The following is a 21,231-nucleotide window of genomic DNA, read 5'->3' on the forward strand; positions in this document are numbered from 1 at the left end:
CGATAACGAAAGCTGGATAACTTCAAAGACGATACATCGATACTTTGACGGCCAATTTCGTTAAATCTTGGAGGCGCATGGCAACGATCATTCCCTCTCTGTCCTCGTGCGCGGGCAGAATGCAGCCCGGCGAACGCAGACTCGCCGAGCGGCTGGAGCAGAAACTCGAAAACGACTATCTGATCTGGTATGACGTTCCCGTCGCCACGATGCAGTCGTATCCGGACTTTGTGGTGCTTCACCCTCAGCGTGGGTTGCTCATCCTCGAAGTCAAGGACTGGAAGGTTTCGACCGTCCTGCGTGCCGATCGCGGCGACTGGCGAATTTTGGGGAGCAACGGCCCCAAAACCGTCATCAGTCCGCTTGAGCAGGCGCGTCGATATACGCTCGACATCGTCAATGCGCTTGAGCGGGATCCGCAACTGGTGAATCCTGCGGGGCATCCCTACGCGGGGAAATTGCGACTGCCCTGGACGTTCGGCGTCGTGTTGCCGAACATGACGCGCAAGCAGTTCACGGATGGCGGTTTGGGGCATGCGCTCGAGCCTTCGAGAGTCATTTGCGCCGACGAAATGACGGAGTCTGTCGACGCGGAAGCGTTTCAGACCCGGTTGTGGCAAATGTTCAAGTTCCAGTTCCGCGAAAAACTGACGCTGCCGCAGATCGATCGATTTCGATGGATTCTTTTCCCGGAAGTGCGCGTGCAGGCGACTCAGCTCGACCTGCTGTCGGATCAGATCGAACTGCCCGACATCATGGCCGTCATGGACGTGCAGCAGGAGCAGTTGGCACGAAGCCTGGGCGATGGTCACCGCGTCATTCACGGCGTGGCAGGGTCGGGAAAGACGATGATCCTCGGTTATCGCGCCGAATACCTGGCCACGCAATCGGACAAGCCCGTGTTGGTGCTTTGTTTCAGCGAGCCACTTTCCCGAAAGATCCAATCGGTCATGGAGGCCAAGGGCTTGTCGGCCAAGGTCATCGTCCGACATTTTCACGGTTGGTGTTCGGATCAATTGAATGCCTATCACGTCACGCGCCCGAAAGGGGCGGGTGAACGGTTTTTTGCGGAACTGGTTCAGTGCGTGATCAACGCCGTTGATCGAGGCAGTATTCCTGCGGCGCAGTACGCCGCCGTGCTGATCGACGAGGGCCACGACTTCGAGCCGTCCTGGTTCAAGCTTGTCGTACAAATGGTTTCGCCGGAATGCCGTCATTTGCTCGTGCTGTATGACGATGCGCAATCGATCTTCAATCGTTCCGAGCGGCAGGGATTCAGCTTCAAGAGCGTTGGCGTGCAGGCGCAGGGACGCACGACGATTCTCAAGATCAACTATCGGAATACGCGGCAAATACTCGCGCTTGCCGCGAGCGTGGCCGAGGACATTCTGGACGCGAAGGCCACTGACGACGATGGGGTGCCTTTGATTCGTCCGATCGGCTGTGGGCGAGAGGGGCCGCAACCCATGCTGATCAAACTTCCGTCGATTGCCGATGAGGCCGAAGCCATTTCGAAGCAAATGGGACAGGCACATCAGCAAGGCACGGCGTGGCAGGACATGGCGATCGTTTATCGGACATGGAGTGTCGGCCAGGCGTGCGTTGACGCGCTGGCGAAGGCGCGAATCCCCTACCAGTGGCAGCAGCGAGATCGCAAGCGGTTTTCCCCCAGTGCGGACGCGGTCACCGTATTGACCATGCACGCCAGCAAAGGCCTGGAGTATCCGTTTGTAGCCGTGCCCGGCGTCGGAGCGATGTCGCTGGATGAAGCCGATCTGAAGCAAGAGGCTCGCCTCTTTTACATTGCGGCGACACGCGCGACTCATCGGCTCCTTGTCACCGGTAGCGGGGATTCTTTATTCATGCGCAAACTGTTTCCGGAGGATTCATTGCACGTTGCCTCCTGAGCGAGGGGCGGGCGTGTAGTGAATGGGCGGCGGGGCGAGGTCCGTCGCCGCCGTCGCCCGCGCGAACTTCCCGCATCGATCGCCTGCCTGCGCGCACGCAGATTGCGTCGTGGTACGATCAGATTCATCCACGTCACTCAGATCGTGGCTTCGATCCGGTCCATGCCCGTCGCGAGGCGGGTACATCAGGGGGCAATATGTCTGCCGAGCAAAAGACGCCTTATCGCGGGTTCATCATCGTTACCGTTCTCGAACGTCTGCCCAAAGGGCGCGCGCGACTCTCGGCCAAGGTGCTTGCCGACGATGCGGATCACAAGCGGCGTCTTGGCGGAAAGAAGCTCCTGCAGGCCAAGCGTTGGTTCGATCATTTTGCCGACGATCTGGCCGCGCCCATCATCGAAGGGCTCAAGCGCACGATCGACCTCGAATTGGCGACGGCGGCGAAGGCGGCCAAGTCTCTCAAACCTGCAAAGGCGGCGATGGGTGTGAAGTCCGTCAGGACGGCAAAGCCCAGGGCCGTGAAAGTGCCGGCGGTCGCGGCTGTCGATCGCTGACAATCCAGTCATGTACATTTTCCGCGATTTGTGTGTATAATCCCGACCTTGTCCAAAATCTGGGCATCGAGGGAGGCGGTTCTCATTGACGAACGATGAGCGTGCCGCTTTGCCATCAATCAACCGTTCAGCCAGTCTGGAAGGCGCGATGCAGGGTTCGCGGTAAGCGAGCCGGGCGTTGAAAGCCAATCGGGAGATCGCAGAGGAGGTGATTCGCGGTCCCGCCGGATGTGGTGTAGTGCAGTCCGTGGCAAATCCGTTCGTCGTGCCTGGCAGGAGAGGTCTCTTGCAGGGCGGGGAAGGGTGTTTTTGCCCGGTAAGTTAAATTTGCGGCTCTCGCGAGCCAATTCACTATACGAGCTATTGCATGACCAAGATTCTGATTAAAGACGGTGAACCCGTTGAAGTCGCACTGCGTCGTTTCCGCCGCGCCATCGATGGCACGGGCCTGATCAAGGAAGTCAAGGCACGTGCGGCTTACGAAAAGCCGACGGCCGAGCGCAAGCGCAAGAAGGCTGCTGCCGTGGCCCGTCTGCGTAAGCGTCTGCGCAGCCAGACCCTGAAAAAGAAGATGTACTAAGCACGGCGTTGCACCCTTCGGGTGCAGTGAAGTGCGAAGTGAGAAACCCGCCGCGAGGCGGGTTTTTTTATGGACGGGCGGCGGCCATCGATTTGCTACACTCGTGGCCGTCGCCGCGATGCCGCGAAGGCTTCATCCCCCAGACTCCCCACGATTCCCCTATGAAAACGTTGACTTTTGCTGCGCTCGACGCGCTGACCCAGCAAGCCGAGCAATCGCCGCGTGCGCGCATGAACCAGAACCTGCATGAATCGCTGGGCGATCCGATTCAGCGCCTGGCCATTGCGATGGAGCCGGCGACGTACATTCGCCCGCACTTGCATCGTGACACGTGGGAACTGCTCACGGCGCTGCGCGGACGCTTTGTCGTGCTGACATTCGACGAGGCAGGCGTGGTGACGGACCGCAAGCTGCTGGGCGAGGACACGAGCGTAACGGAGACGGCGCAGGGCGTCTTCCACACGGTGCTTTCGCTGGACCCGGGGGCCGTGATTTTCGAGGTAAAGCACGGCCCTTATCGGCCGTTCGTCGAATCAGACTACGCGAGTTGGTCGGCGCCGGCAGATACGCCCGAGGCGGCAGCGTTCATGGCGTGGGTCAAGACGGCACAGGTGGGCGACCGCTGGGCCGCCTGACGCACGGAGGTGCCGCTGCGGCGGACTTTCGGCGGTAGCGCGCGGCGGTTAGCGCGTCCAGCCTTGAAACCCGGTGGCCATGGCGAGCAGTGCCTGGGTCGCCGCGTCGATGACGCTGTGCCAATCATCCCCGACGAAGCGTGGGTGAGGGGCGCGCGCATCGGCGACGCCCTCGGGGCTGTCCGATGGCTCGCGTCGGGCTTCGTTGCCGCAGGACATGGTCGCCGCGGCATGCAACCGCCAGACCGGCACGCCCAATCCTGTGGCCAAGTCCGCGTGTGTGGCGTCTAAAGAAATCACCAGATCCAGGTTGTCGATGAGCGAGGCCTCGTCGGCGAGATCATCACAGTCGGCGCGCCAGTCGATCCAGTCGACGGTTTCGGGCGGAATGGCGTGGGACGTGTCACCGGCGGGGCGACCCAGTGGTACCCAGGAAACGCCCGGTACGCAGAGCAGCGGTGCAAGCGCAGTGAATCGGGCGGTGCCACATGCCACGGGCGCTTGGGCTTCGGCGTCGAAGACATGCAATCCCGCGAGGCCGACGCAGAGTCCGTGCTGTGCGGCCGCTGCAAGCCGATCGCGCCAGTGCCGTGCCGGGGTAGCGGGAACGCGTAGAAAGGGCCGTCCGGCGTGTGCCGAGGCGGCCTGCGGCCCCAGCACGCGCGCAAGCGTGCCAAGCGGGCAGCGCAAATCCCAGTCCGATACATCGCGCGGCATTCGTGAGAGCACAACCACGCGCTCCCCGATCGACCATTCCACCAGTCGGCGCAAACTCGCGGGGCCGACAAATCCGACCTTGCCAAAGCGAGCGGCGGCGATTTCCAGATGGCGGAGCTGACTGAGCAGTTCTGCGTCGTCTCCCGCGCCGACGATCAAGAGATGTTGATGCAACGTTTGGCCACCGCCGGTCCAGGCGGGAAGCGGGCAATTCGGATGCGGGCTGAGTGCCGCGCCGACCTGGGCCCAGGCATGGGCGATGGCATTGGCGGCAGGGGTGTCCCCGGCGTAAGGGGTTGGGGAGTGAGCGGCGCGCTGCGAAGGCTTCGTCATGCGAATCTTGGCATCGAAAAGGGGGCAAGGACAGGCGAAATCACGGCGCCGGGCAGATGGCGCGGCAACGCAGCGCCTACGACATCTGCGACATACTAGGGAGCTGGCACGCCGGACATGATAGAGGAGGCGGGCCATTGCATTTCGACGCCACTTTTGCCAACGGGGCAGATGCTTTTGCCGGACGGCAAAATATTTGAAGTGCCCGATGCTGGCGCGGTGTGAGAAGGGGGGGGAGGCGGTCTGCAGTGAGTCGCTGCGAAGCGCGGCGCCATAGCGGAACGCCGGCACGGTCATCGCATTGGGCGGAGGCAACAAAAATGCCCCGTCGAGCCCCGCTACGCGGGGCATTTCGGCCATTCTTGCGATGCGCCAAATGCGTATTTGGTCCCCCCGACAGGAATCGAATCTGTTGCAGGGGTAATTAGCCTGAATTCTTTACGGTCTTATAAGGGTTTCGGGCCGGTAAACTCAGGCTAATTCAGTATGTTTGTCACAAAATTTGTCACATAGCATCCCGCTTGCCTGTGGCGAAAAGTGCATCCAACTTCGCCTTCTCGCGTTCGCTGGCGTCGCCGTCTATCCACTTCGAGTAGACCTCAAAAAACATGCGCGGGTTGGTATGACCCATCTGGCGAGCGATGTAGGCCGGGTTCATACCTGCATGCAGACACATCGTGGCGAAGCTATGGCGCGTCTGGCGGGCGTCTCGGTCGCGGATCCCTACCGCCTTGAGCGTAGGGCGCCAGACGATACGGACCGGGGGCGCTGTATCGTGGAACCGTTCCCCCGAGTTCGGATTGATGAACACCTGCTCGCCCGCGAGATATGTGTGCTTCTTTTGCCGGGTCAGTGCCTGGAAGGCTCGCGTCTGCAAGTCGATATCCCGCCCCTTATGCGTCTTGGTGCCTTTGTCCAATGCTCGCACGCGTGATTCTTCGATGCGCACTTGCTGACGCCTGAAGTCGACGGACGGCCAGCGTAGCGCAATCAGTTCTGACGGCCGCAGCCCGGTAAAGAATGCGAACTCGAAATAGTTGAGCCAGACATCGCCGTATTTTTTCCCGATGTGCGCGAGGGCAGCATCGATCTCAGATACGTCCAAAGGGTCCGGCGCCGCCTTCTGGTTCTTGCGGCTCTTGATATCCCGCGTGATGTCGTGTTCGATCTTCCGAGCAGTAAGCGCGAAGGAGAAGACGCGTCGAACCGGCGTCATGACGTTGTTGAAGGTCTTCGCGCTCTTGAACGGCAGCCCGGCAACGTAGGTCGCGAGGTCTTCATACGTGATCGAACTGATCGGACGCATCCCGAACACGGGGCGAAAATACCGGTTCAAAGCGTTTTCATACTCGCGCACCGTCGTTTCTTCCAACTCAGCCCGCGCCAAGTCAAGCCACGAGTCAGCGACGGCGCTGAAATGACTGGCGACCGAATGAGCCGACTTGTCGAGCAGCCATTTCGATTTCGGGAAGTATCGAGCGAAGTCCTCGATCGTGAACTTCCCGATACGAATGGCCGATGTGATTTCGTCTCTCAGGCGTGCAGCGGCGCGAAGGTTGGCGGCTGTCGGGGCGAGTTCGAGTCGTTCTCGGAACCGTCTCTTTTCCCACTGGAAGCTGACGAGGATGGACGCCTCCCGCGCGTAGATCCCTTCGAATTGCTCGTTGCGACCCATTCGTCGTATGCCTCAAGGTTGATATGTTGGCGATTGTCAGGCGACCACTTCCAGTGCGTCCCTTCCACAAGCCTGCCGTCCTGAATCAGCCCGCGAAGGGATGGCACCGAACGGCCGGTGTACTCCGACGCCTTTTCCAGCGTCACCCAGACAACCGGTCGGAAATTGAGCTGCATATCTTACTCCCCAAAACTTCGCGGTCACCCGCAGAATCTCTTTCAGTGCTTCGGCCGTGGCCGGTGGTGCTTGCTGTATCACTCTTTCCTCAAACGCCTGTTTGGTTTGGCCGGGTATTCCTTAGTCATGGCCATTAAAAAGGTGCGTAGCCTGAATTAACCGCTAGCCAATCGTGCCCCCGGCGACCCGGATTCAAGCTCACGCAATGCCGTGGGCTTCTTTTTGCCGTGGCCGGGTGGGTGGTCATGCTGTTTCCAGTTGCAGCCCCGGCTGTCGCGTGCGATCACGTTGCAGGGCGAAGTACTCAGGATTCAGTTCGCAGCCGAGGTAATGCCGCCCCAGACGGCTGGCCACCTGCGCGACGGTACCGCTGCCCATGAATGGGTCGAAGACGATATCGCCGACTCGAGATCCAGCCAGTACGCATGGCTCGACCAACGTCTCCGGAAAGGTGGCGAAGTGCGCGCCTTTGTATGGGGTCGTGGCAATCGTCCAGACGCTTCTCTTGTTGCGCATTTCGGTGATGGCGCGGAAAGCTTCCCGGCCTTCCAGAGCATTCGTCTTGCCGTCGAAATCTCCACGCTTCACCGAATCGCGAACCTTATGCGCGTAGGCCTGAAGGCCTGCCTTCGTGCGGTGTCGATCATCGCCCGCTTCGTATGCGGCTTGCCCCTTCGGAGGGTTCACGTTGCCGGGGACTCGAATACGCCCGCGCTGCTCAACGCGCTCGTCGCTGTCGTACCCATGACCGAAGCCAACTCCGCTCGGTGTCGGACCGTATGTCGCTGGCTCTTTGATCGCATCCGCGTCGAAGTAATAGCGCTCGCTCTTCGCCAGCAGGAACAGGTATTCGTGCGCCTTCGTGCAGCGATCGCGGATGCTCTCAGGCATTGGATTCGGCTTGTGCCAGATGATGTCCTGACGAAGCCACCAGCCGGCGTCTTGCAATGCAAACGCGAGGCGCCACGGCAGGCCCATCAGGTCTTTCGCCTTCAGGCCCAACTCCCGGCCGCGCGTGCCCGTACCGGAACCGAAGCGGGGGCTGGCGCCGATCTGGCGCGCGCTGGTTACACTGCGGCCGGTCATGTCGCCGTTGCCTTGAGGCCTGCCCTGGGCGCCCCACGAGCCAGCATAGGCATCCCCCATGTTCAGCCATAGCGTGCCATCGTCCGCGAGCAACTGGCGGCACAGATCGAACACCTCGACCATGTTCGCGAGGAACTCGGTCAACGTCGGCTCAAGCCCAAGCTGGCCAGCAACCCCGTAGTCGCGTAGACCCCAGTAGGGCGGGGACGTCACGATGCACTGCACCTTCACGCCTTCGGCGATCAGCATGCGCATGGTCGCGCGGCAGTCGCCCAGAATGATTTCGTTCTGTCTCACGCTGCCACCCCCACACGGCGTTCCTTAGCTGTCCAGGCCGCCATTTCCGGCACGTTCGCGCGCACGAGCGCGGCGGCCATTGGCGGGCTGACGCTGTTGCCGCACATGCGCACCTGGGCGTGCTTTGGCATGCGCTTCCCGTTGAACACGGGCGCGATGACGTAGGACGCGGGGAAGCCCTGCGCCGCGTACAACTCGTGCGGCTCGAGCATGCGCATGCCGATGTCGGCGATCTGGTATTGCTCGCCAGCGACGGTGACCAGGCCGAGACGATCTTTGGTCGGGATAGTGTGCATCGGGTCTCGGCAGTCCTGATCCTGACCGCCTTCGCTGTAGTACTTCACCAGGAAGGCGCGAACCTCGCCGATATGGTTGCCCTGCGCCGAGATCGTCGGCACGGGCTCTGCGGTAGCGCTTCCCGTGCACTCGCCGCGCAGCTTTACCATGTTCGATGACACCAGCGCGTGATGGTCGGTGGTCGTGACTGTGCTTGCCGGCTCATCGAGGTCGACGCCGGGTCCGTCGTAGTTCCCGCCGTAGTGCTTGGCAAGGAAAGCCGACACCAGCGCGTGCTTCGCGCCGCCGGCCACAACCGTACCGAGCGGCTTGTCGAGACCAGGTGCGCGCGGCGCCTGGCCGGCGATGAGCACCGGATCTTCAAGGGAACCGCACTTCACACACCCGCACACAGGGAGGTCCGCGCGATCGTAGATCGTCGCACACGCCGTGCATCGCCAGCGAGCGGGACGCTCGCCGTAGCCGGTCTGCACCAGCGTTGCGGACGCGAGCGCGAAGTGACCGCCCTTGACCTCGGCGCACTGGGTGCGCAGCGGCTCGTCTGCCGCCCACGATCGTTGCGCCGATGCGTTGGCGCACTCGGTCAGAATGGGCGTCACCACGGCATACGAACTGTTGGCCGTAACCGTCTGGAAGGGAGCATCGATACTGCGCGCGCCCGAACCCCAGCGCTTCGCGGCCCCGGGTTTGCCCTCGCCGTGCGAGAGCGTCACGATGTACGGTTTGGCCGACTCGATCACGTAGCGGCGGATGCCGCGCGCGATTCGACGCATGGTGGCCTCGGCAAGCGGCTTGGTGCGCTCGAAGATCGACGAGCACTTGATCGACCAGTCGATGCACTCGGCGGCCGTGCGCCACGGTTTGCGCAGACCTGCGAGCACAGCGGCGCTGTCCGGCGCCCCGTGCGTCGGCTCGGGCCAGACGACCGGCTTCCCATCGCAGCGGGCAATCAGGAACAGGCGCTTGCGGATCGTCGGCGCGCCGTAGTCGCACGCGCGCAGTTCGCGGTGCTCGACCGCGTATCCCATCGCCTCAAGCTGACGGACGAAGGAACGGAACGTGTCGCCCTTGCGGCGCGGGCACGGCGAACCATCTTCCAGCACCGGGCCCCACGTCCGGAATTCCTCGACGTTCTCCAGCATGATGACGCGCGGGCGCACCAGCGCGGCCCAGCGCATCGCCACCCATGCCAGGCCGCGAATCTTCTTGTCGCGCGGCTTGCCACCCTTGGCCTTGCTGAAGTGCTTGCAGTCCGGCGAGAACCAGGCGAGGCCGACGGTGCGACCTTGCGTCAGCGCGAGCGGATCGACGTCCCACACCGATTCGCAGTGGTGTTCCGTCTGCGGGTGGTTCATCGCGTGCATTGCCACGGCCTCGGGGTCGTGGTTGATGGCGTGGTCGACGTGACGGCCAAGCGCCAGCTCAATGCCGCAACTTGCGCCCCCGCCGCCGGCGAAGTTGTCGATGATCAGCTCGGGGGAGATGTCCAGCAGGAATTGGTCTCTTATCATGCTAGGATTCCTTTCCCACATTCATGTCGGAAATCGAAATGGTCACGGACGCACGTTGCGCTGCCCTCAAGTCGCTTGCAGAGTCCACTCTGAGTTTGTTTCCTGAAGGGGCGACGTTTCACGTAGCTCCAGGCGCCTACCGAAATTTTTTCGTCATCTGGCCGCTTCGCGATCAACCTGTAGGTCATGTGCAGCACTCCCGGCCATTTTCGGTCTACTTCGGCGAGTCGTTTCTCACGTTCTACGAGGGTCTTGAGGATGGTTTCCGATCGCCTTATAAGACGCTTCTTCGCGGCATCGTCAGTGGCAATTTGTCCGAATATGACGACTGGCGTGATGCCAAGGTCGGGGTGATTAGGAAGGAGTTCTTGCTCGATACGAGCGGTGTTTTGGTAATGCCTTAGCATCACGCCCCCTTAGCGCCGTCGACGCGTTCGAATCCGCCTACCCACACCCACGGGTTTTCGCTCCACGAACCGGTGCCGTAGATGCTTTCCCACAGGTCGCGGTACATCGCGCGCGGCAGGCTTTCCGGTAGATCGCCAGACAACAGCACGCCCTCCGCAGCGCCGTTTAGGCCGATCCCTTCCGCAATGCAGTCTTTGTCGCTGATGTCCTGAAGACGCTCGACGCGCACGCCGGTGACTTCGAGTGTGATGCGTGAGGCCCAGCGGGGCATGTGGATCGATGGCCGCCAGCGCATACGTTCCCATCCCCAATCGGATGTGTTCACGGCATATGCCGGATCGAAGTTATGCGCAGCCAAATTGGCTCGATAAGCGATAGTCCGCGGCGGTTCAGTGACGCATTCGTGTAACCATTCGTCAGCTACTCCCCACGTCTCGCGTACCCACAGGCGATCGCTGGGCATGCCAAACGGGCATAGCGCCAGATCGCCGATGGATTCGAAGTGCCAGCGGTGACGATCGGTCATGACGCGCCGCGTCTGAGTCTTCGAGCCGTCGAGGATTGCGCGCACCATCGGCGCGCTGAAAAGGATAGGGCGTTCACGTTTTGAGCGCGCTGCCTCCACCACAGACGGCGGCGCTGGCGTGGAATTCAGTCCTTCGGGGCGCGGATCCATGTAACTCATGCTGCCGCCTTCGATCCACCGACGCAGTGGTCGGCGATCCAGAACGTGGTGATAGATTCCGGCATCTGGCCGGGCGCTGCCTTCATGCTCATGAAGACCAGGGCGGTATCGATGTCGCCCGCGTGCGCCAAGTCATCGAGCCAATACAGCAGGTTGTCGCGCTCGGCGCCGACCAGCACGTCCGCACGATCGAGCATCAGCACGCGCACGCCGGACAGGTGGGCGATGGCCTCGGCGATCAGGGCGTCAGTGCGCCACTTCTCGGATTCGGACAGCAGGGCGTAATCGCGGCCCGCGGCCGTGATCGACATATCGGCACGGATGGCCACGCGCGACCAGCCTGCGGCATTCGATTGTTCCGCGGCCCGCGCATTGATCGGGCCAAGGGCTTCGGCCAGCAGGTCGGCCGGGATGCCGTCGGGGCCCAGCGCGCCGGCAAGCGCTTCCCAAGCGGCGACGTCGGTATGGTGCTGAGCGGCGCGCTTCGTCTTTTCGTCGGCCTCGGCGACGGCACGTTGCGAGGCTTCGATGCCGGCGATGATCTTGCGCGCCTGCTCGGCCTTGTCCTTCACTTCGGCGAGTGCCTCTTCCACGTCCTTTTGCGACGCGGCGTCGTCTGCGGCGTCGGTAGCGGATTCCTTTGCGATCAGATCCAGCTGCGCGACGGCATCACGCGCGCGGTCGAATTCCGCCTCACGGCTCTTCATCGCGTTCTGCAGCACGCCGAGGCTCTTCTCGTACTCGGGCAGGCTGGCGACTGCATCCTCGTTGCGCTCGACAGGGGCGTCGGCCGCCAGCTTTCCGGCAAGGTAGCGCAGCAGGGCGCCGCATTCGGGGCAGGTGCAAGGCATACCGTCGATCTTCCCGCCGGCGGCGGCGCGCAGCGCTTCGACCTTCGGCAGGAAGTCGGCCAACTCGGCGCGGGCGCGCTCGAGCGATTCCTCGGCCTTCGGCAGTTTGGCGGCAGACTCGCGCAGTTGCGTGGCGCGCGCGTCGCGCTGCTGGCGCTGGCGGTCTGCCGCGTCGATGGCGCCGAGCTGCTGCTGAAGGTCGGCGCACTCGCGGTCGAAGTTCTCGATCGTCTCGCGGCCTTCGGCCAGCGCGGCGGCGAGTTCGTCGGGATCCTCGCTACCTTCCGGCGCTGCCGCGCGCCAGTTGTTCGCCTTCACGCTGCCATACGTCTCGCCGGTGACTGCGCGCCACGCGCCCTTGGCAGCCGTGGCCTTCGTCTGCGCCTCGCTGGCGGCCGCGTCGAAGCCGGCGCGCACCAGCGGCAGGACCGCTTCGACCTTGTCGCCAGTGATGCTGCGGGCGGCGAGGCGCTTGCGCACGTCATCAGTGCCCACGGTCACGCCCATCAGGTCGAACAGGAACGTGCGACGTGCCTTGGCGTCGAGACTGGCGAAGCGCTGCGCATCGAGCACGAACGGCGTGCGCGGGTCGGCCGGGATTGTCTGGGTGATCTTGCCGCCGGGCAGCGCGACGTTGTTCGCGCGCCCGCCGTCGGCCACGACGACGATGGATCCGGACTCGGCGCCGTCGTGCACCAGGCGGCCATATTCCTTCTTCAGAGAGACGCGCACGCTTTCGCCGGCCAGTGCCAGGCGCACGGCGTCCTGAATGCTCGACTTCCCGGCGCCGTTCGGGCCGCAGAAGAGGGCGACCGGCGTGCGCAACTCGACGTCGGCCGTACGGATGCCGAGGAAGTTGGTGGCGTGGATGTGGGTGATCCGCATGGCGTTATCCCTCCTGTTCCTCGGTCGTGCGCAGAACCGTGCGCTCGCCGGTTTCATCAGGGGCGCTCACGATGCCCTCGACTTCCATGCGCTCGATGAGGCGATTCGCGCGGTTGTAGCCGATTTTGAGGTGGCGCTGCAGGGTTGTGATCGTTGCACGGTTGGTCGCGATGACATGTTCCACGGCCGCGTCGTAGAGGTCGTCAGCGCCGTCTGCCTGCTCGTCGTGCCACGCCTTCCAGCCCTTGACCCATGCGATGCATAGCGCGCCACTCTGCACCGGGCAGGCTGATTCCGGTTCGCCAGCCTGGGCTGCGCTATAACCGGCCTCGAGCGCGGCATCGAGTTCTTCCTGAAGCGGTTGGTGCTCGATCGTCTTGATCTCGGCATCGACGATGTCGTCGTCCATACCGTCACCGTCGGCGTCCGTGTATTCGCGGCCCATGTCGAACGAGCGTTGATCAGCTTCGCCAGAGACCTCGTCCATGCCAGACGTGAACGACTCATGGTTGCCAGACAAGACGAGCAGCACGGCCTGCCCCTGCGCCTCAGCAAGATCGTGCAGCGCGGTGACGGACTTGCCGATTTTCACGACCGCCTTCGCGCCATCCTTGATGGTGATCTGGTCCAGATCGCCGACGACGACCACGCGGCCTTGGCTGGCAATCAAGTGCACGGCCATCTTCACGGCGGCGTCCACGCGGGTGCGCAGGCGGTCGATCACGTCGTTTTGCTTGTGCTCAGCGAGCTTTACCCAGACGTCGGGCAGCAGCCGAATTTCCTGCACCAGCGCGCCGAGCAGATCCTTGCCGAGCGTCGTGGCGGTCATGTTCATCGTGTCTTTCATTTCGGGCGAATGGCTCATGGCGATGCGTTCTCCTGTGGTTTGTTTGCCCGCCGCGCCAGGGTGATACCGGCAGCGCGGCGACGCTCTTCCTCCCGCGATAGCCGTCTACGCGGGCCGTACCGGGGCGAGGTATTCAGTCGGCGTTGAGTGGGGCGCGCGCACGGCGGCCAGCCGGCGCGGCGGTGCCCGGCTCTTCAGCGGCTTGCGTCAGTTCGCGCATGCGGCGCGTGGCGACCTGGTGCAGCGTGGCCTGTTCCTTCTCGTCGGGGATTTCCGCGATCAGGCTGCGGGCGAAGTCCAGTGCCTCGACGCTCTTCGCGCCGAGCAGCTCGCGGTTAATGTCCTTGAACATTGGGGCGTCGGCATCGCGATCGGCATCATCGTTGTCGTCGATGTCGAGACCGGGCTGCTGGCCATCGTCTGCAGCGGGCGTTTGTTGGGTGGGCTGTTCGCCTACGACGTCGGCGGCCTCGGCGCGCGTGGTGCGCTGGGCTGGGCTGGAACGCATCTCGCCCACGGTGGTTGACTGGACGGTGTAGCTGCCGTCTGGATTTATATCGATGATGTCGGCGCTTTCCTCGGCAGTTTGCAAGCCCATCAACAACTCAGGTGCGTAAATCTTTCCGAAGAACGCGGCCGCCCGGTACCGAAGCATCACCTCTGGCATCGTTTGCCACTTGCTGCCGTTCTTCGTAAGCCAGCCCTCGTCGATGGCCATCTGAATGCTGATGGTCGGGGACTCCAAGCGCTCCCCGGTTTCCTTCTCGATGGCCCAGGCGTAGCAGGACTGGTGGCGAACGGTGACGGTCTTTTCGACGATAACCTTTTTTGCTTTGCCGCCATTGGGTGAGTCCTGCCACTCGGTTGCCTTGTAAGGCACGACGGTCGGCTCAGTCGGATCGGTTAGGACGAACCGCAACGCGCTGTAGCGACCACACGAGTTGATTGCCGCGATGATGAATTGCGACGACCAGGACGGCCGACCTTCGACCACATAGAGGTTTTGCATGACCATCAAAGGATCTGCGCCCATGCGCTGCGCCATGTTCAGGGCGACAACGCAGTTCGGCAGACCATTCGGATTGTCATCGTAGCCCGTGACCTTGCCGTACTCCTTGATCTCCGTCTTGGCTCGATAGGCGACAGGGACGAGCGTGGAGTGCGAGAGCATTTTGGCAGCGCGCTGCATCAGTTCGAACGATTGCAGGCTGCTGAAGCCCGGCGCGACGGCCGGAAGACTGGCTTCGCGTGGGGCCGGCGAGCGCAGGTTGTCGAGGGTGGTCGGTGCGTTCATGGTGATCAGGCTCCTTTGCGGGTGGCCGTGTAGGCGTCGCGATCCACGACGGTCACGGTGCGGCGGTCTTCGACGCTCTTCGCGCCCTCGCCGAATTGGTGCTGCATGCTGCGAATGAAGCGATCCCGGTCCCACACGCGGTGTTGCGTCACGATTGGGCTGTGCTTGCCTGCCGGGTCAGTCAGGCGGATGAAAAGGTCTTGTGCAGTCATGGCGGTGGCTCAGTCGTGGAACTGGCAAGTGGCGTAGCGGGGGCAGTACTTCTCCGAACACAGCAGCGATTTCGGGTTGGGGTAGAAGCGGCCGGTCTTGAACATGTCGGCCGCGAACTCGATCAGTCCGGGCGTCGACTCGGTGCCGAGCATGGCGCGCTTGGCGTTCTTGATCGTGCCGGTGGCGATTTCGAGCGTGCCCTTCGTCTTGAGGCCGATGATTTCGGCGTCATCGCCGATCACGTCGCCAGTGGAGTGCTCGTAGAGAATCTCGTACGTGCCCACCTGCGGGCCGTGGCCCTTCGTTACGGCCGCGCCTTTCTGCACGGCTGCCGAACCGCTCTTCAAGTCAGCGATGCCAACGCCTTCGGCAGTACGGCGCACGCGAGCACGGTCCATCGTGCCGGTGAGGCGGACGATGATCCCGTTGCCGCAGTCGATATCGAGCGGCTTCGTTTCCATTTCCACGGCCACGAATTCGAACTGCGGCGAGATCTCACGGCAGTACTTCGTCAGCAGCGTGATGCCGATGCGCTCGGCTTCGGACATCGTCAGATCATCCTGCGACGCGTCGAACTCGTTTTCGGGGTCGCGCAGCTTATCGATGAACGCGCCGGCGGCGTCATCCGCCGTAAGGCCCGCGCCGTCGAGGCGGCTCTGATCGAATACGGCGGTGCCCGCATGGATGGCGGTACCGAGCGCGGCTCGCAGGCCGACGACGTTGCGCAGCTTCAGCAGGTGGATGCCCTCCCACCTGTACGAACAGTCGAAAAGTGCACCCCAGCTCGAGGCGCGAACGGTGTAGATGCTTTGCATGGCGGTTCTCTCAGTGGATTCGGACAAACTCGGGTCCGGTGGCGAGCCAGCGGCCGGTGAGGCGGAAGCCGGCGGCGCGCTGCAGGCGCACGTACTCGGCCCAGGTGATTTCGGGGTTCATGCGGACCTCCCGTAGGTCGGGACGTCGGCTGCATACGAGTCGGCGCTGTACTTGAAGATGCCGATCAGCAGGAACAGGAAGGCGAGCACAGCCGCCATGCGCAAGCAGAACGCACCAAAGTCGCGGGCGAGAAGGGCGAGGCGGATCATGCGGCACCTCGTGCGTTGACGAGCGCACCGTGAAGCATGCGGAACGTCTCATTGCGCGCCTGGGTAGGTTCCAGTTCGCTGATGCATTGAATCGCCGCGTCGGCGGCGTTGATCAGGCCGATGACCTGGTCGGCCCAAGCCGGATAGACCGGCTCACCGCCTTCAGCCGTTTCGGCGTTGTATTGCGCAATGGCGTCGAGCGCCATCTGCTTGATCCCCGTCTTCACAAAGCCCCCTGTGCACGTCGCACGAGCAGGCGGCGCACGTCACCGCTGATCGACTCGGGGTCGCGCAGTTCGTCGCGCGCTTCCTCGATCGTCAGGTCGTACCGTTCCGCGTAGGCAGCCAGATCGTCGGCCACGTCGAGCGAGGTCTGATACCGCTGTTCCTCGAAGTCCTCGACGTAGCTGACGTTCATCTCGCTGGCCCCTTCGTGCTTTCACTTCCGAATGCGCTTTCGCGCGCCTGACGCAGCTGCCGGTTCCCGGCCCGGTGACCCCGCGTCATGACTCGTCAGTCAGCGGAATGGGGTGGGTTGTGTGCTGCGTTGGAGTGAAATATAGCAATGTGCTAAAGTACACGCAAGCAATTTATTCGCATTTTGCTAAATTAATTTAGCGGTGCGTTCGTGGGGTGCTTCTGTCATGGGATATGTGGACGAAAAAAAGCCCGCGCGGGGCGGGCTCTCGGTCGGACAGGCAACAAAAAACCCGCCGAAGCGGGCTGAATGTAGAGAGGACTGGGCTTACTGAGCGGTCGCTCCAATGCGTAGGCGTAGGGCGCCTGCCTCAAGAGTTTCTCCATCCGCTTTAAAGACGAGGCGTAGGGTGTCCTCTTTTGGGATGTTGAAAGGTGCGAGAGTTAGATTGACTATCAAGGAAGTGCGGGTATACGGTTCGAGCGCGTCTTCATTAATTTGTGTGGTGAGCTTCGTCAAAACGTCCCCGGGAAACTCGTGAGATTGAAGTATCTCTTCACCAAGGCGAAGTTCAAAGGCTAGGCTTTTAAATGGTGTATCACGTGAGGTGACACATTGCGCATGAATACAAAGCTTTGGAAGTGTCGCAGGCATCTCCGGGATTTGCAGTATGGCCATGTAAATCCCCATCAGGGAAATCTTCTGGCCAACTTCCATTCGGATGTCGTCACAAAATGTGGCGTGTGCATACCGGCTCATAGCGCAACTACCTCGGGTTTGATGTGTTCTCGCTCAATCAGATGTCGCAATTCATCTAAAGTTACTCCGAGTGCATCTGCGAGTCGGATGCCGGTGTCCCAATATATCTTCACGGAACCCGCTTCAATTTTTGCGATATGTGATTGGCTTGTGCCAGTCATTTTTGCAAGTTCGTGCTGTGAAAACCCGCGCGAGAGCCTCAGCCGAGCCAACGAGTCAGGACCCTCGTCATTCAAGAATGTGCCAGCGATATAACGGCGAGCAGCAGCTTTTTGGCGCCTATAGTGTGGATCCTGAGATTCCTTGAGCGCGGACGCAACGCTTCGCGGAAGGCGCCCCGTTAAGGGCGACTTCCTGTGCTCGGAGATCTGAAACGTAAAATTACAGATGGGTGGTTTAACAGTCGCAGTTGCGACATTCGACACGTTATCGAATCCGAGGGATAGGGATATCGTCGTATTCGTTGAGGATCCGGGCCGTGGTGGGGTGATCACGTTCATAATCGTAGAAGTCTCTTAGATCGACATCGGGAGGCGTGACCAGAGGTCTCTTTTTTACGACCGCCAACAGATAGAAATGATCATTCTTGGGAGCGTAGCCGAATAACACGCGATACTGGCTGAGCCCGCGCAAAAATCGAATCCTGGAAACGTTATACCCGTCGTCAAGCATCCATTGGATGGCTTTTACCGAAAAAAGGGGGTTCGGGTGCTCCTCATTTCGCTGCGTTAGAGCCCATTTGGCTTGGGCGCTTTCGTCGATCTGATCTAGCAGCGCCTCGAGCCTATACGCGTCGCGCGCACTCGTCGGATCCTGGAGCATGTGAGCTATGTCTTCCTCGAACCCGTTTCCATTGTAGAGGGTGCTCATTATATCACGCAAGATATAATTTAGATCGACCGCTCATGGTCGCTGCTTCCGATGCAAGTACGTCGCATGCCCACAGGACAACAGCCAAGATGACGCTCGGTATCGTTTTCATATTCTTCGGTGGAGGGTATGTCACTTAACGGTGCCACTATCGCCGGGGGATCGATCGCGCGGACGGCGGCGCCGAAAATCATCGCTTCTTGACCGGCTCAGCCACCCAAGACACGGTCCACGCGCCACTCTTCGATATGGTTTTCTCGCCGACGATTTCGAGAAGGCCCATGTCGGGCGAGTCAGGGATGTTGTACTCGGCCGAAATCACCTTGTAGCGCTTCTTGGGGTCGAGCATGGTGCACTGACCATCAGGATTTGATTCGGAAATGACCATTGCGAGCATTTTGGTCTGTTCGCCCTTCGCGCCGTAGTCGAGCGCCTCCCCCAAGGCATCCTTCGTCAAGCAGGCCAGCGACGACTGAGGGAAGCGAACGATGGTTTCTGCCTCGATCTGCTTAGCGCGCGCCGCGGCAAGCTCCTTCTCGTGTTCCGGATCAACTTGGGCCGTTGCCGAGGCCGGTGCGGATGGCTCGACGGCTGCCGACGCAGGTGCGTCTGGCTTCTTCTGTTCGTCAACATCACTGCCGCATGCCGCTAATATGCAGATGCTCAGTGCTGCAACGGCAAATCCCCATTTCTTCATTTCTTGTTTTCCCCTGGTCGTTTGTGACGCCCACTCTCGCCGGGTGGCGCGATTACCGTCGGCGATATCGTCGATGCTCAACCATCACTGCAATTACGTGCGCCGGCTCGCGCGCGCTGTTGATTGTTGGATAGTCCGGGTTTAGCGGCACCAGTTCGAACACCTCGACGCCATTCTCATCGATGCCGCGCGGCCGATATTTCTTGAACGTCGCTTCCTCGTGACCATTCTTGGCGACCACGAAATCGCCAGGGATTGGCTTGATTGCTGGGTCAACGATGACGCGATCGCCTTCCTTGAACTCGGGCTCCATCGAGCGGCCTTCCACTTCAAGCGCGAAGGCACTTTCGGACAGGTCCAAGTCTGTCAAAAGGTACTCGAAGGCCGAGCCCGGCGGGAACGGTGTGACAGCCTCATGCATCAGACCGGCTTGGACGCTGCTGATGAGCGGGATGCGTCGCATGCCGATCTCGGCAGCTCGTACGTTCGCGTCGCCCTCCATTGGACCCGTTCCGTCTTTCAGCCAGTCAACTTGAACGCGCAAGAACTTCGCGAGCGCAAGGATGCTGCCAGCCTTCAGCGATTTCGTATCGCCTCTGAACCACTGGCTGACCGCGGATGCGCTGACGCCTGCTGCTTTCGCCACATCAGCTTTCAGCCGGACGTTGCGAAGGTTCATCGCATGCTGAAGTCGCGCGGGAAAACCCTCGGGAGCGCTTTCGTCAAGCAACTTCGGTGTAACAGGCACGACTTTCTGATCTGGCCTACGGTATGAAGGAATTCGCTCTTCACCTTGGCCAGTGACCAGCCAGACCATATTGAATCCATATGCCTCCTGGATCCGTGCCGCCTGCACGTGAGGGATTTCGCTCACGTGACCGGAAAGCCATTTGGACGCCGTCCCATGCGGGGCTCCTGCGGCCGCGTCGAGTTCCTCGAGCGTGACGTTTGATTCGGAAAAGACTTTGGCGATGCGATCTGCCAGAGCATCGGCGCACCTGGTGATGCCGTGCGGTGTATCCATCCATCCGGTTGGCTCGCCCAGCGCCTTGTCGATTCTGCGCGCAGCGTCATCGCCCAAATTCCGCTGCTTCCCACCTTTGCTTTCAGGCGCTCGCGTTTTTACCTGGCTGATGTAGGCAGGTGCAAGTCCCGTCGCGTCGGCGAGCTTCTTTGCACTACCGAGCCGTTCGATGGCGAGTAGCAGGTTCGTGCGGCGGATTTCGTCGATTGTTCTCATAGGCTGCATTTCATAGCAAATCGCTAACAACTGGAATGTGCAATTTGCTATTGTTTTGCATTAGCAAATTGCTATACTGCGAACATGGACCTGAAAACCTACCTTTCGCTCGGTCGTGGCCGTCTCAGCCTTCTCAGCAAGACGATTGGTGCACACGCACCCGACGTCAGCCGGTGGGCGTCCGGAGAGCGGCCAATTCCTGTGCATTTCGGCGCGCCCATCGAGACCGCTACCGGCGGCCTGGTGTCCCGGGAGGAAATGTTTCCCGATACCTGGGCCACGATCTGGCCCGAACTCGTTCTGAGGAACATGCCGCCGGACCCTTGCGGAAGCCCTCCCGCCCAAAGAGGCGGTGAGGGCGCAACGGCTGACGGGGAAACCGCGGGGGCGATCGCATGACGCGGGTCGTCCCAATCCGTCGCCGCCCCGGCTTGTTGCGCACCGTCGCCGCGCTCTTCAGCGCGTGGCGGCTGCATCGTGCTGATCGCCGTCCGCCCAGTCCCTATTACGACCCGAAGCAGTTCCGGGGGCGTCGCTGATGCGATTTCCGCTAGTACAGCCTCGGCATCTTTATCTGGTACGTCTTGCCGGTGAAGAAGCTCGAGTTGCATGCGTTGCAGTGGAGGTTTATCCGTCCGTGGTTTTGGCGCGTCTGGAGTACTTCCTTCTTCGACGCGTTGTCCATGCAGGACTGGCAAAGGTAGTGCGCGGGATCGGTCATTTCATCCAGCGTACTTCCGCCGTTGTAGGCGAGAACGAAAACACCTTCCGACAGCTCATGAAGGCGGTACTTCGCGCGCTCCGACTGCCCTTGTTCAAGCTCAGCGACGTGTGCACTGATCTTTCGCTTGTCGTCTTTGAGCGCATCAATCTCGTCGCGTGCCGCCGACAGTTTCTCTTGCAATTGGAGCGCGGCATTTGTGACATCGAAGATCCGTTCATCCAGTACTTGCTTCGCCTCGGCGAGCTTCGATTGATCCCGTGCTGCGACGGCTGCCTTCGTCAACTCGAATGCGCCTTTCAGGCCGCTCAACGCGGCGCTGATGGATCCAATGTCCATGAGGGTTCCCCTTGTTGTGGTGTCGTAGGCGTAGGAACCAATGATTCTACGGCAGGTGGGAATCCTCACCATTTCTGTCCGGCGCAGTTGCGCCGCCTCGTTTGCTTTGTTGGAACCAATCGTATGGATCACGAACCGCACGTGGGAGCA

At 61.4% G+C, this 21,231-nt stretch carries 25 protein-coding genes; 6 read left to right on the forward strand and 19 right to left on the reverse strand.

Translation table 11 applies throughout. The annotated features are described in order from the left end of the window. The first annotated feature begins 77 nt into the window (after positions 1-77). From PanNE5_RS14865 to PanNE5_RS14880, 4 genes are all read left to right on the forward strand, one after another. On the forward strand, positions 78-1,907 hold the full coding sequence (locus PanNE5_RS14865; protein ID WP_261938238.1) for a DEAD/DEAH box helicase: 1,830 nt from the start codon (positions 78-80) through the stop codon (positions 1,905-1,907). Between the two features lie 197 nt (positions 1,908-2,104). Beyond that, on the forward strand, positions 2,105-2,461 hold the full coding sequence (locus PanNE5_RS14870; protein WP_017231888.1) for a hypothetical protein: 357 nt from the start codon (positions 2,105-2,107) through the stop codon (positions 2,459-2,461). A 367-nt stretch (positions 2,462-2,828) separates the two neighbouring features. After that, positions 2,829-3,041, forward strand: coding sequence for a 30S ribosomal protein S21 (rpsU, locus tag PanNE5_RS14875; RefSeq protein ID WP_017231887.1), 213 nt, complete (start codon positions 2,829-2,831; stop codon positions 3,039-3,041). Positions 3,042-3,202: 161 nt separating this feature from the next. Then, positions 3,203-3,676, forward strand: coding sequence for a WbuC family cupin fold metalloprotein (locus PanNE5_RS14880; RefSeq protein WP_261938239.1), 474 nt, complete (start codon positions 3,203-3,205; stop codon positions 3,674-3,676). Positions 3,677-3,724: 48 nt separating this feature from the next. On the opposite strand, the gene PanNE5_RS14885 is transcribed toward PanNE5_RS14880, so the two are convergent. The 4 genes from PanNE5_RS14885 to PanNE5_RS14900 all read right to left on the reverse strand — a co-directional run bounded on the left by PanNE5_RS14885 (position 3,725) and on the right by PanNE5_RS14900 (position 9,769). After that, positions 3,725-4,726, reverse strand: coding sequence for a hypothetical protein (locus tag PanNE5_RS14885; protein WP_017231885.1), 1,002 nt, complete (start codon positions 4,724-4,726; stop codon positions 3,725-3,727). A gap of 505 nt (positions 4,727-5,231) precedes the next feature. Next, entirely contained in the window at positions 5,232-6,401 is a 1,170-nt protein-coding gene (locus PanNE5_RS14890; RefSeq protein ID WP_261938240.1) for a site-specific integrase, read from the reverse strand. Between the two features lie 420 nt (positions 6,402-6,821). Beyond that, positions 6,822-7,913, reverse strand: a complete 1,092-nt coding sequence (locus PanNE5_RS14895) for a DNA-methyltransferase (protein WP_261938241.1) — start codon at positions 7,911-7,913, stop codon at positions 6,822-6,824. A 44-nt stretch (positions 7,914-7,957) separates the two neighbouring features. Further along, positions 7,958-9,769, reverse strand: coding sequence for a DNA cytosine methyltransferase (locus PanNE5_RS14900; RefSeq protein WP_261938242.1), 1,812 nt, complete (start codon positions 9,767-9,769; stop codon positions 7,958-7,960). Positions 9,770-9,792: 23 nt separating this feature from the next. Here PanNE5_RS14900 and PanNE5_RS14905 point away from each other — a divergent pair, with 23 nt between their 5' ends. Next, positions 9,793-10,173, forward strand: coding sequence for a hypothetical protein (locus tag PanNE5_RS14905; RefSeq protein ID WP_261938243.1), 381 nt, complete (start codon positions 9,793-9,795; stop codon positions 10,171-10,173). Between the two features lie 2 nt (positions 10,174-10,175). Here the strand turns inward: PanNE5_RS14905 and PanNE5_RS14910 are convergent, their stop codons facing one another. The 14 genes from PanNE5_RS14910 to PanNE5_RS14970 form a co-directional block, all read right to left on the reverse strand. Next, entirely contained in the window at positions 10,176-10,862 is a 687-nt protein-coding gene (locus PanNE5_RS14910; RefSeq protein WP_261938244.1) for a hypothetical protein, read from the reverse strand. Next, a complete protein-coding gene (locus PanNE5_RS14915; protein WP_261938245.1) occupies positions 10,859-12,598 on the reverse strand; it encodes an AAA family ATPase in 1,740 nt (579 codons plus the stop codon). The genes PanNE5_RS14910 and PanNE5_RS14915 overlap by 4 nt, the downstream gene beginning before the upstream one ends. Positions 12,599-12,602: 4 nt before the next feature. Next, entirely contained in the window at positions 12,603-13,463 is an 861-nt protein-coding gene (locus tag PanNE5_RS14920; protein ID WP_261938246.1) for an Rmf/CrpP family protein, read from the reverse strand. A 115-nt stretch (positions 13,464-13,578) separates the two neighbouring features. Then, positions 13,579-14,739 (reverse strand): hypothetical protein, encoded by a 1,161-nt coding sequence (locus PanNE5_RS14925; protein WP_261938247.1) that lies wholly within the window; start codon positions 14,737-14,739, stop codon positions 13,579-13,581. 5 nt (positions 14,740-14,744) lie between these two features. Continuing rightward, on the reverse strand, positions 14,745-14,951 hold the full coding sequence (locus PanNE5_RS14930; RefSeq protein WP_261938248.1) for a hypothetical protein: 207 nt from the start codon (positions 14,949-14,951) through the stop codon (positions 14,745-14,747). A gap of 9 nt (positions 14,952-14,960) precedes the next feature. Continuing rightward, positions 14,961-15,767: a RecB family exonuclease gene (locus PanNE5_RS14935; RefSeq protein ID WP_261938249.1), complete on the reverse strand. Its 807-nt coding sequence runs from the start codon at positions 15,765-15,767 to the stop codon at positions 14,961-14,963. A gap of 117 nt (positions 15,768-15,884) precedes the next feature. After that, positions 15,885-16,037, reverse strand: a complete 153-nt coding sequence (locus PanNE5_RS14940; RefSeq protein WP_261938250.1) for a hypothetical protein — start codon at positions 16,035-16,037, stop codon at positions 15,885-15,887. Next, a complete protein-coding gene (locus PanNE5_RS14945; RefSeq protein ID WP_261938251.1) occupies positions 16,034-16,243 on the reverse strand; it encodes a hypothetical protein in 210 nt (69 codons plus the stop codon). Before PanNE5_RS14945 ends, PanNE5_RS14940 begins: the two co-directional genes overlap by 4 nt. A 17-nt stretch (positions 16,244-16,260) precedes the next feature. Continuing rightward, positions 16,261-16,455 carry a hypothetical protein gene (locus PanNE5_RS14950; protein ID WP_261938252.1) on the reverse strand — a complete coding sequence of 65 codons (195 nt, stop codon included), beginning with the start codon at positions 16,453-16,455 and terminating at the stop codon, positions 16,261-16,263. Positions 16,456-16,782: 327 nt separating this feature from the next. After that, positions 16,783-17,172, reverse strand: coding sequence for a hypothetical protein (locus PanNE5_RS14955; protein WP_261938253.1), 390 nt, complete (start codon positions 17,170-17,172; stop codon positions 16,783-16,785). 38 nt (positions 17,173-17,210) lie between these two features. Next, positions 17,211-17,714 carry a helix-turn-helix domain-containing protein gene (locus PanNE5_RS23070; protein WP_410007532.1) on the reverse strand — a complete coding sequence of 168 codons (504 nt, stop codon included), beginning with the start codon at positions 17,712-17,714 and terminating at the stop codon, positions 17,211-17,213. Further along, entirely contained in the window at positions 17,641-18,084 is a 444-nt protein-coding gene (locus PanNE5_RS14960; RefSeq protein WP_261938254.1) for a hypothetical protein, read from the reverse strand. The genes PanNE5_RS23070 and PanNE5_RS14960 overlap by 74 nt, the downstream gene beginning before the upstream one ends. A gap of 190 nt (positions 18,085-18,274) precedes the next feature. Continuing rightward, positions 18,275-18,862 (reverse strand): hypothetical protein, encoded by a 588-nt coding sequence (locus PanNE5_RS14965; RefSeq protein WP_261938255.1) that lies wholly within the window; start codon positions 18,860-18,862, stop codon positions 18,275-18,277. After that, positions 18,834-20,021, reverse strand: a complete 1,188-nt coding sequence (locus PanNE5_RS14970; protein WP_261938256.1) for a LexA family transcriptional regulator — start codon at positions 20,019-20,021, stop codon at positions 18,834-18,836. Before PanNE5_RS14970 ends, PanNE5_RS14965 begins: the two co-directional genes overlap by 29 nt. Before the next feature lie 84 nt (positions 20,022-20,105). Between PanNE5_RS14970 and PanNE5_RS14975 the strand changes: the two genes are divergently transcribed. After that, a complete protein-coding gene (locus PanNE5_RS14975; protein WP_261938257.1) occupies positions 20,106-20,420 on the forward strand; it encodes a transcriptional regulator in 315 nt (104 codons plus the stop codon). 151 nt (positions 20,421-20,571) lie between these two features. Here the strand turns inward: PanNE5_RS14975 and PanNE5_RS14980 are convergent, their stop codons facing one another. Then, positions 20,572-21,213 (reverse strand): hypothetical protein, encoded by a 642-nt coding sequence (locus tag PanNE5_RS14980; RefSeq protein ID WP_261938258.1) that lies wholly within the window; start codon positions 21,211-21,213, stop codon positions 20,572-20,574. Positions 21,214-21,231 lie beyond the last annotated feature (18 nt).

It is taken from the genome of Pandoraea sp. NE5, assembly GCF_024363545.1.
In the GTDB taxonomy this organism is placed as follows: domain Bacteria; phylum Pseudomonadota; class Gammaproteobacteria; order Burkholderiales; family Burkholderiaceae; genus Pandoraea; species Pandoraea cepalis.

What these genes read in the sequence shown, in the direction of transcription:
- PanNE5_RS14865 (WP_261938238.1), top strand. Translation starts at nt 78, where the DNA reads ATGGCAACGATCATTCCCTCTCTGTCCTCGTGCGCGGGCAGAATGCAG.
- PanNE5_RS14870 (WP_017231888.1), top strand. Translation starts at nt 2,105, where the DNA reads ATGTCTGCCGAGCAAAAGACGCCTTATCGCGGGTTCATCATCGTTACC.
- rpsU (WP_017231887.1), top strand. Translation starts at nt 2,829, where the DNA reads ATGACCAAGATTCTGATTAAAGACGGTGAACCCGTTGAAGTCGCACTG.
- PanNE5_RS14880 (WP_261938239.1), top strand. Translation starts at nt 3,203, where the DNA reads ATGAAAACGTTGACTTTTGCTGCGCTCGACGCGCTGACCCAGCAAGCC.
- PanNE5_RS14885 (WP_017231885.1), bottom strand. Translation starts at nt 4,726, where the DNA reads ATGACGAAGCCTTCGCAGCGCGCCGCTCACTCCCCAACCCCTTACGCC.
- PanNE5_RS14890 (WP_261938240.1), bottom strand. Translation starts at nt 6,401, where the DNA reads ATGGGTCGCAACGAGCAATTCGAAGGGATCTACGCGCGGGAGGCGTCC.
- PanNE5_RS14895 (WP_261938241.1), bottom strand. Translation starts at nt 7,913, where the DNA reads ATGCTGATCGCCGAAGGCGTGAAGGTGCAGTGCATCGTGACGTCCCCG.
- PanNE5_RS14900 (WP_261938242.1), bottom strand. Translation starts at nt 9,769, where the DNA reads ATGATAAGAGACCAATTCCTGCTGGACATCTCCCCCGAGCTGATCATC.
- PanNE5_RS14905 (WP_261938243.1), top strand. Translation starts at nt 9,793, where the DNA reads ATGTCGGAAATCGAAATGGTCACGGACGCACGTTGCGCTGCCCTCAAG.
- PanNE5_RS14910 (WP_261938244.1), bottom strand. Translation starts at nt 10,862, where the DNA reads ATGAGTTACATGGATCCGCGCCCCGAAGGACTGAATTCCACGCCAGCG.
- PanNE5_RS14915 (WP_261938245.1), bottom strand. Translation starts at nt 12,598, where the DNA reads ATGCGGATCACCCACATCCACGCCACCAACTTCCTCGGCATCCGTACG.
- PanNE5_RS14920 (WP_261938246.1), bottom strand. Translation starts at nt 13,463, where the DNA reads ATGAGCCATTCGCCCGAAATGAAAGACACGATGAACATGACCGCCACG.
- PanNE5_RS14925 (WP_261938247.1), bottom strand. Translation starts at nt 14,739, where the DNA reads ATGAACGCACCGACCACCCTCGACAACCTGCGCTCGCCGGCCCCACGC.
- PanNE5_RS14930 (WP_261938248.1), bottom strand. Translation starts at nt 14,951, where the DNA reads ATGACTGCACAAGACCTTTTCATCCGCCTGACTGACCCGGCAGGCAAG.
- PanNE5_RS14935 (WP_261938249.1), bottom strand. Translation starts at nt 15,767, where the DNA reads ATGCAAAGCATCTACACCGTTCGCGCCTCGAGCTGGGGTGCACTTTTC.
- PanNE5_RS14940 (WP_261938250.1), bottom strand. Translation starts at nt 16,037, where the DNA reads ATGATCCGCCTCGCCCTTCTCGCCCGCGACTTTGGTGCGTTCTGCTTG.
- PanNE5_RS14945 (WP_261938251.1), bottom strand. Translation starts at nt 16,243, where the DNA reads ATGGCGCTCGACGCCATTGCGCAATACAACGCCGAAACGGCTGAAGGC.
- PanNE5_RS14950 (WP_261938252.1), bottom strand. Translation starts at nt 16,455, where the DNA reads ATGAACGTCAGCTACGTCGAGGACTTCGAGGAACAGCGGTATCAGACC.
- PanNE5_RS14955 (WP_261938253.1), bottom strand. Translation starts at nt 17,172, where the DNA reads ATGGAAGTTGGCCAGAAGATTTCCCTGATGGGGATTTACATGGCCATA.
- PanNE5_RS23070 (WP_410007532.1), bottom strand. Translation starts at nt 17,714, where the DNA reads ATGAACGTGATCACCCCACCACGGCCCGGATCCTCAACGAATACGACG.
- PanNE5_RS14960 (WP_261938254.1), bottom strand. Translation starts at nt 18,084, where the DNA reads ATGAGCACCCTCTACAATGGAAACGGGTTCGAGGAAGACATAGCTCAC.
- PanNE5_RS14970 (WP_261938256.1), bottom strand. Translation starts at nt 20,021, where the DNA reads ATGAGAACAATCGACGAAATCCGCCGCACGAACCTGCTACTCGCCATC.
- PanNE5_RS14975 (WP_261938257.1), top strand. Translation starts at nt 20,106, where the DNA reads ATGGACCTGAAAACCTACCTTTCGCTCGGTCGTGGCCGTCTCAGCCTT.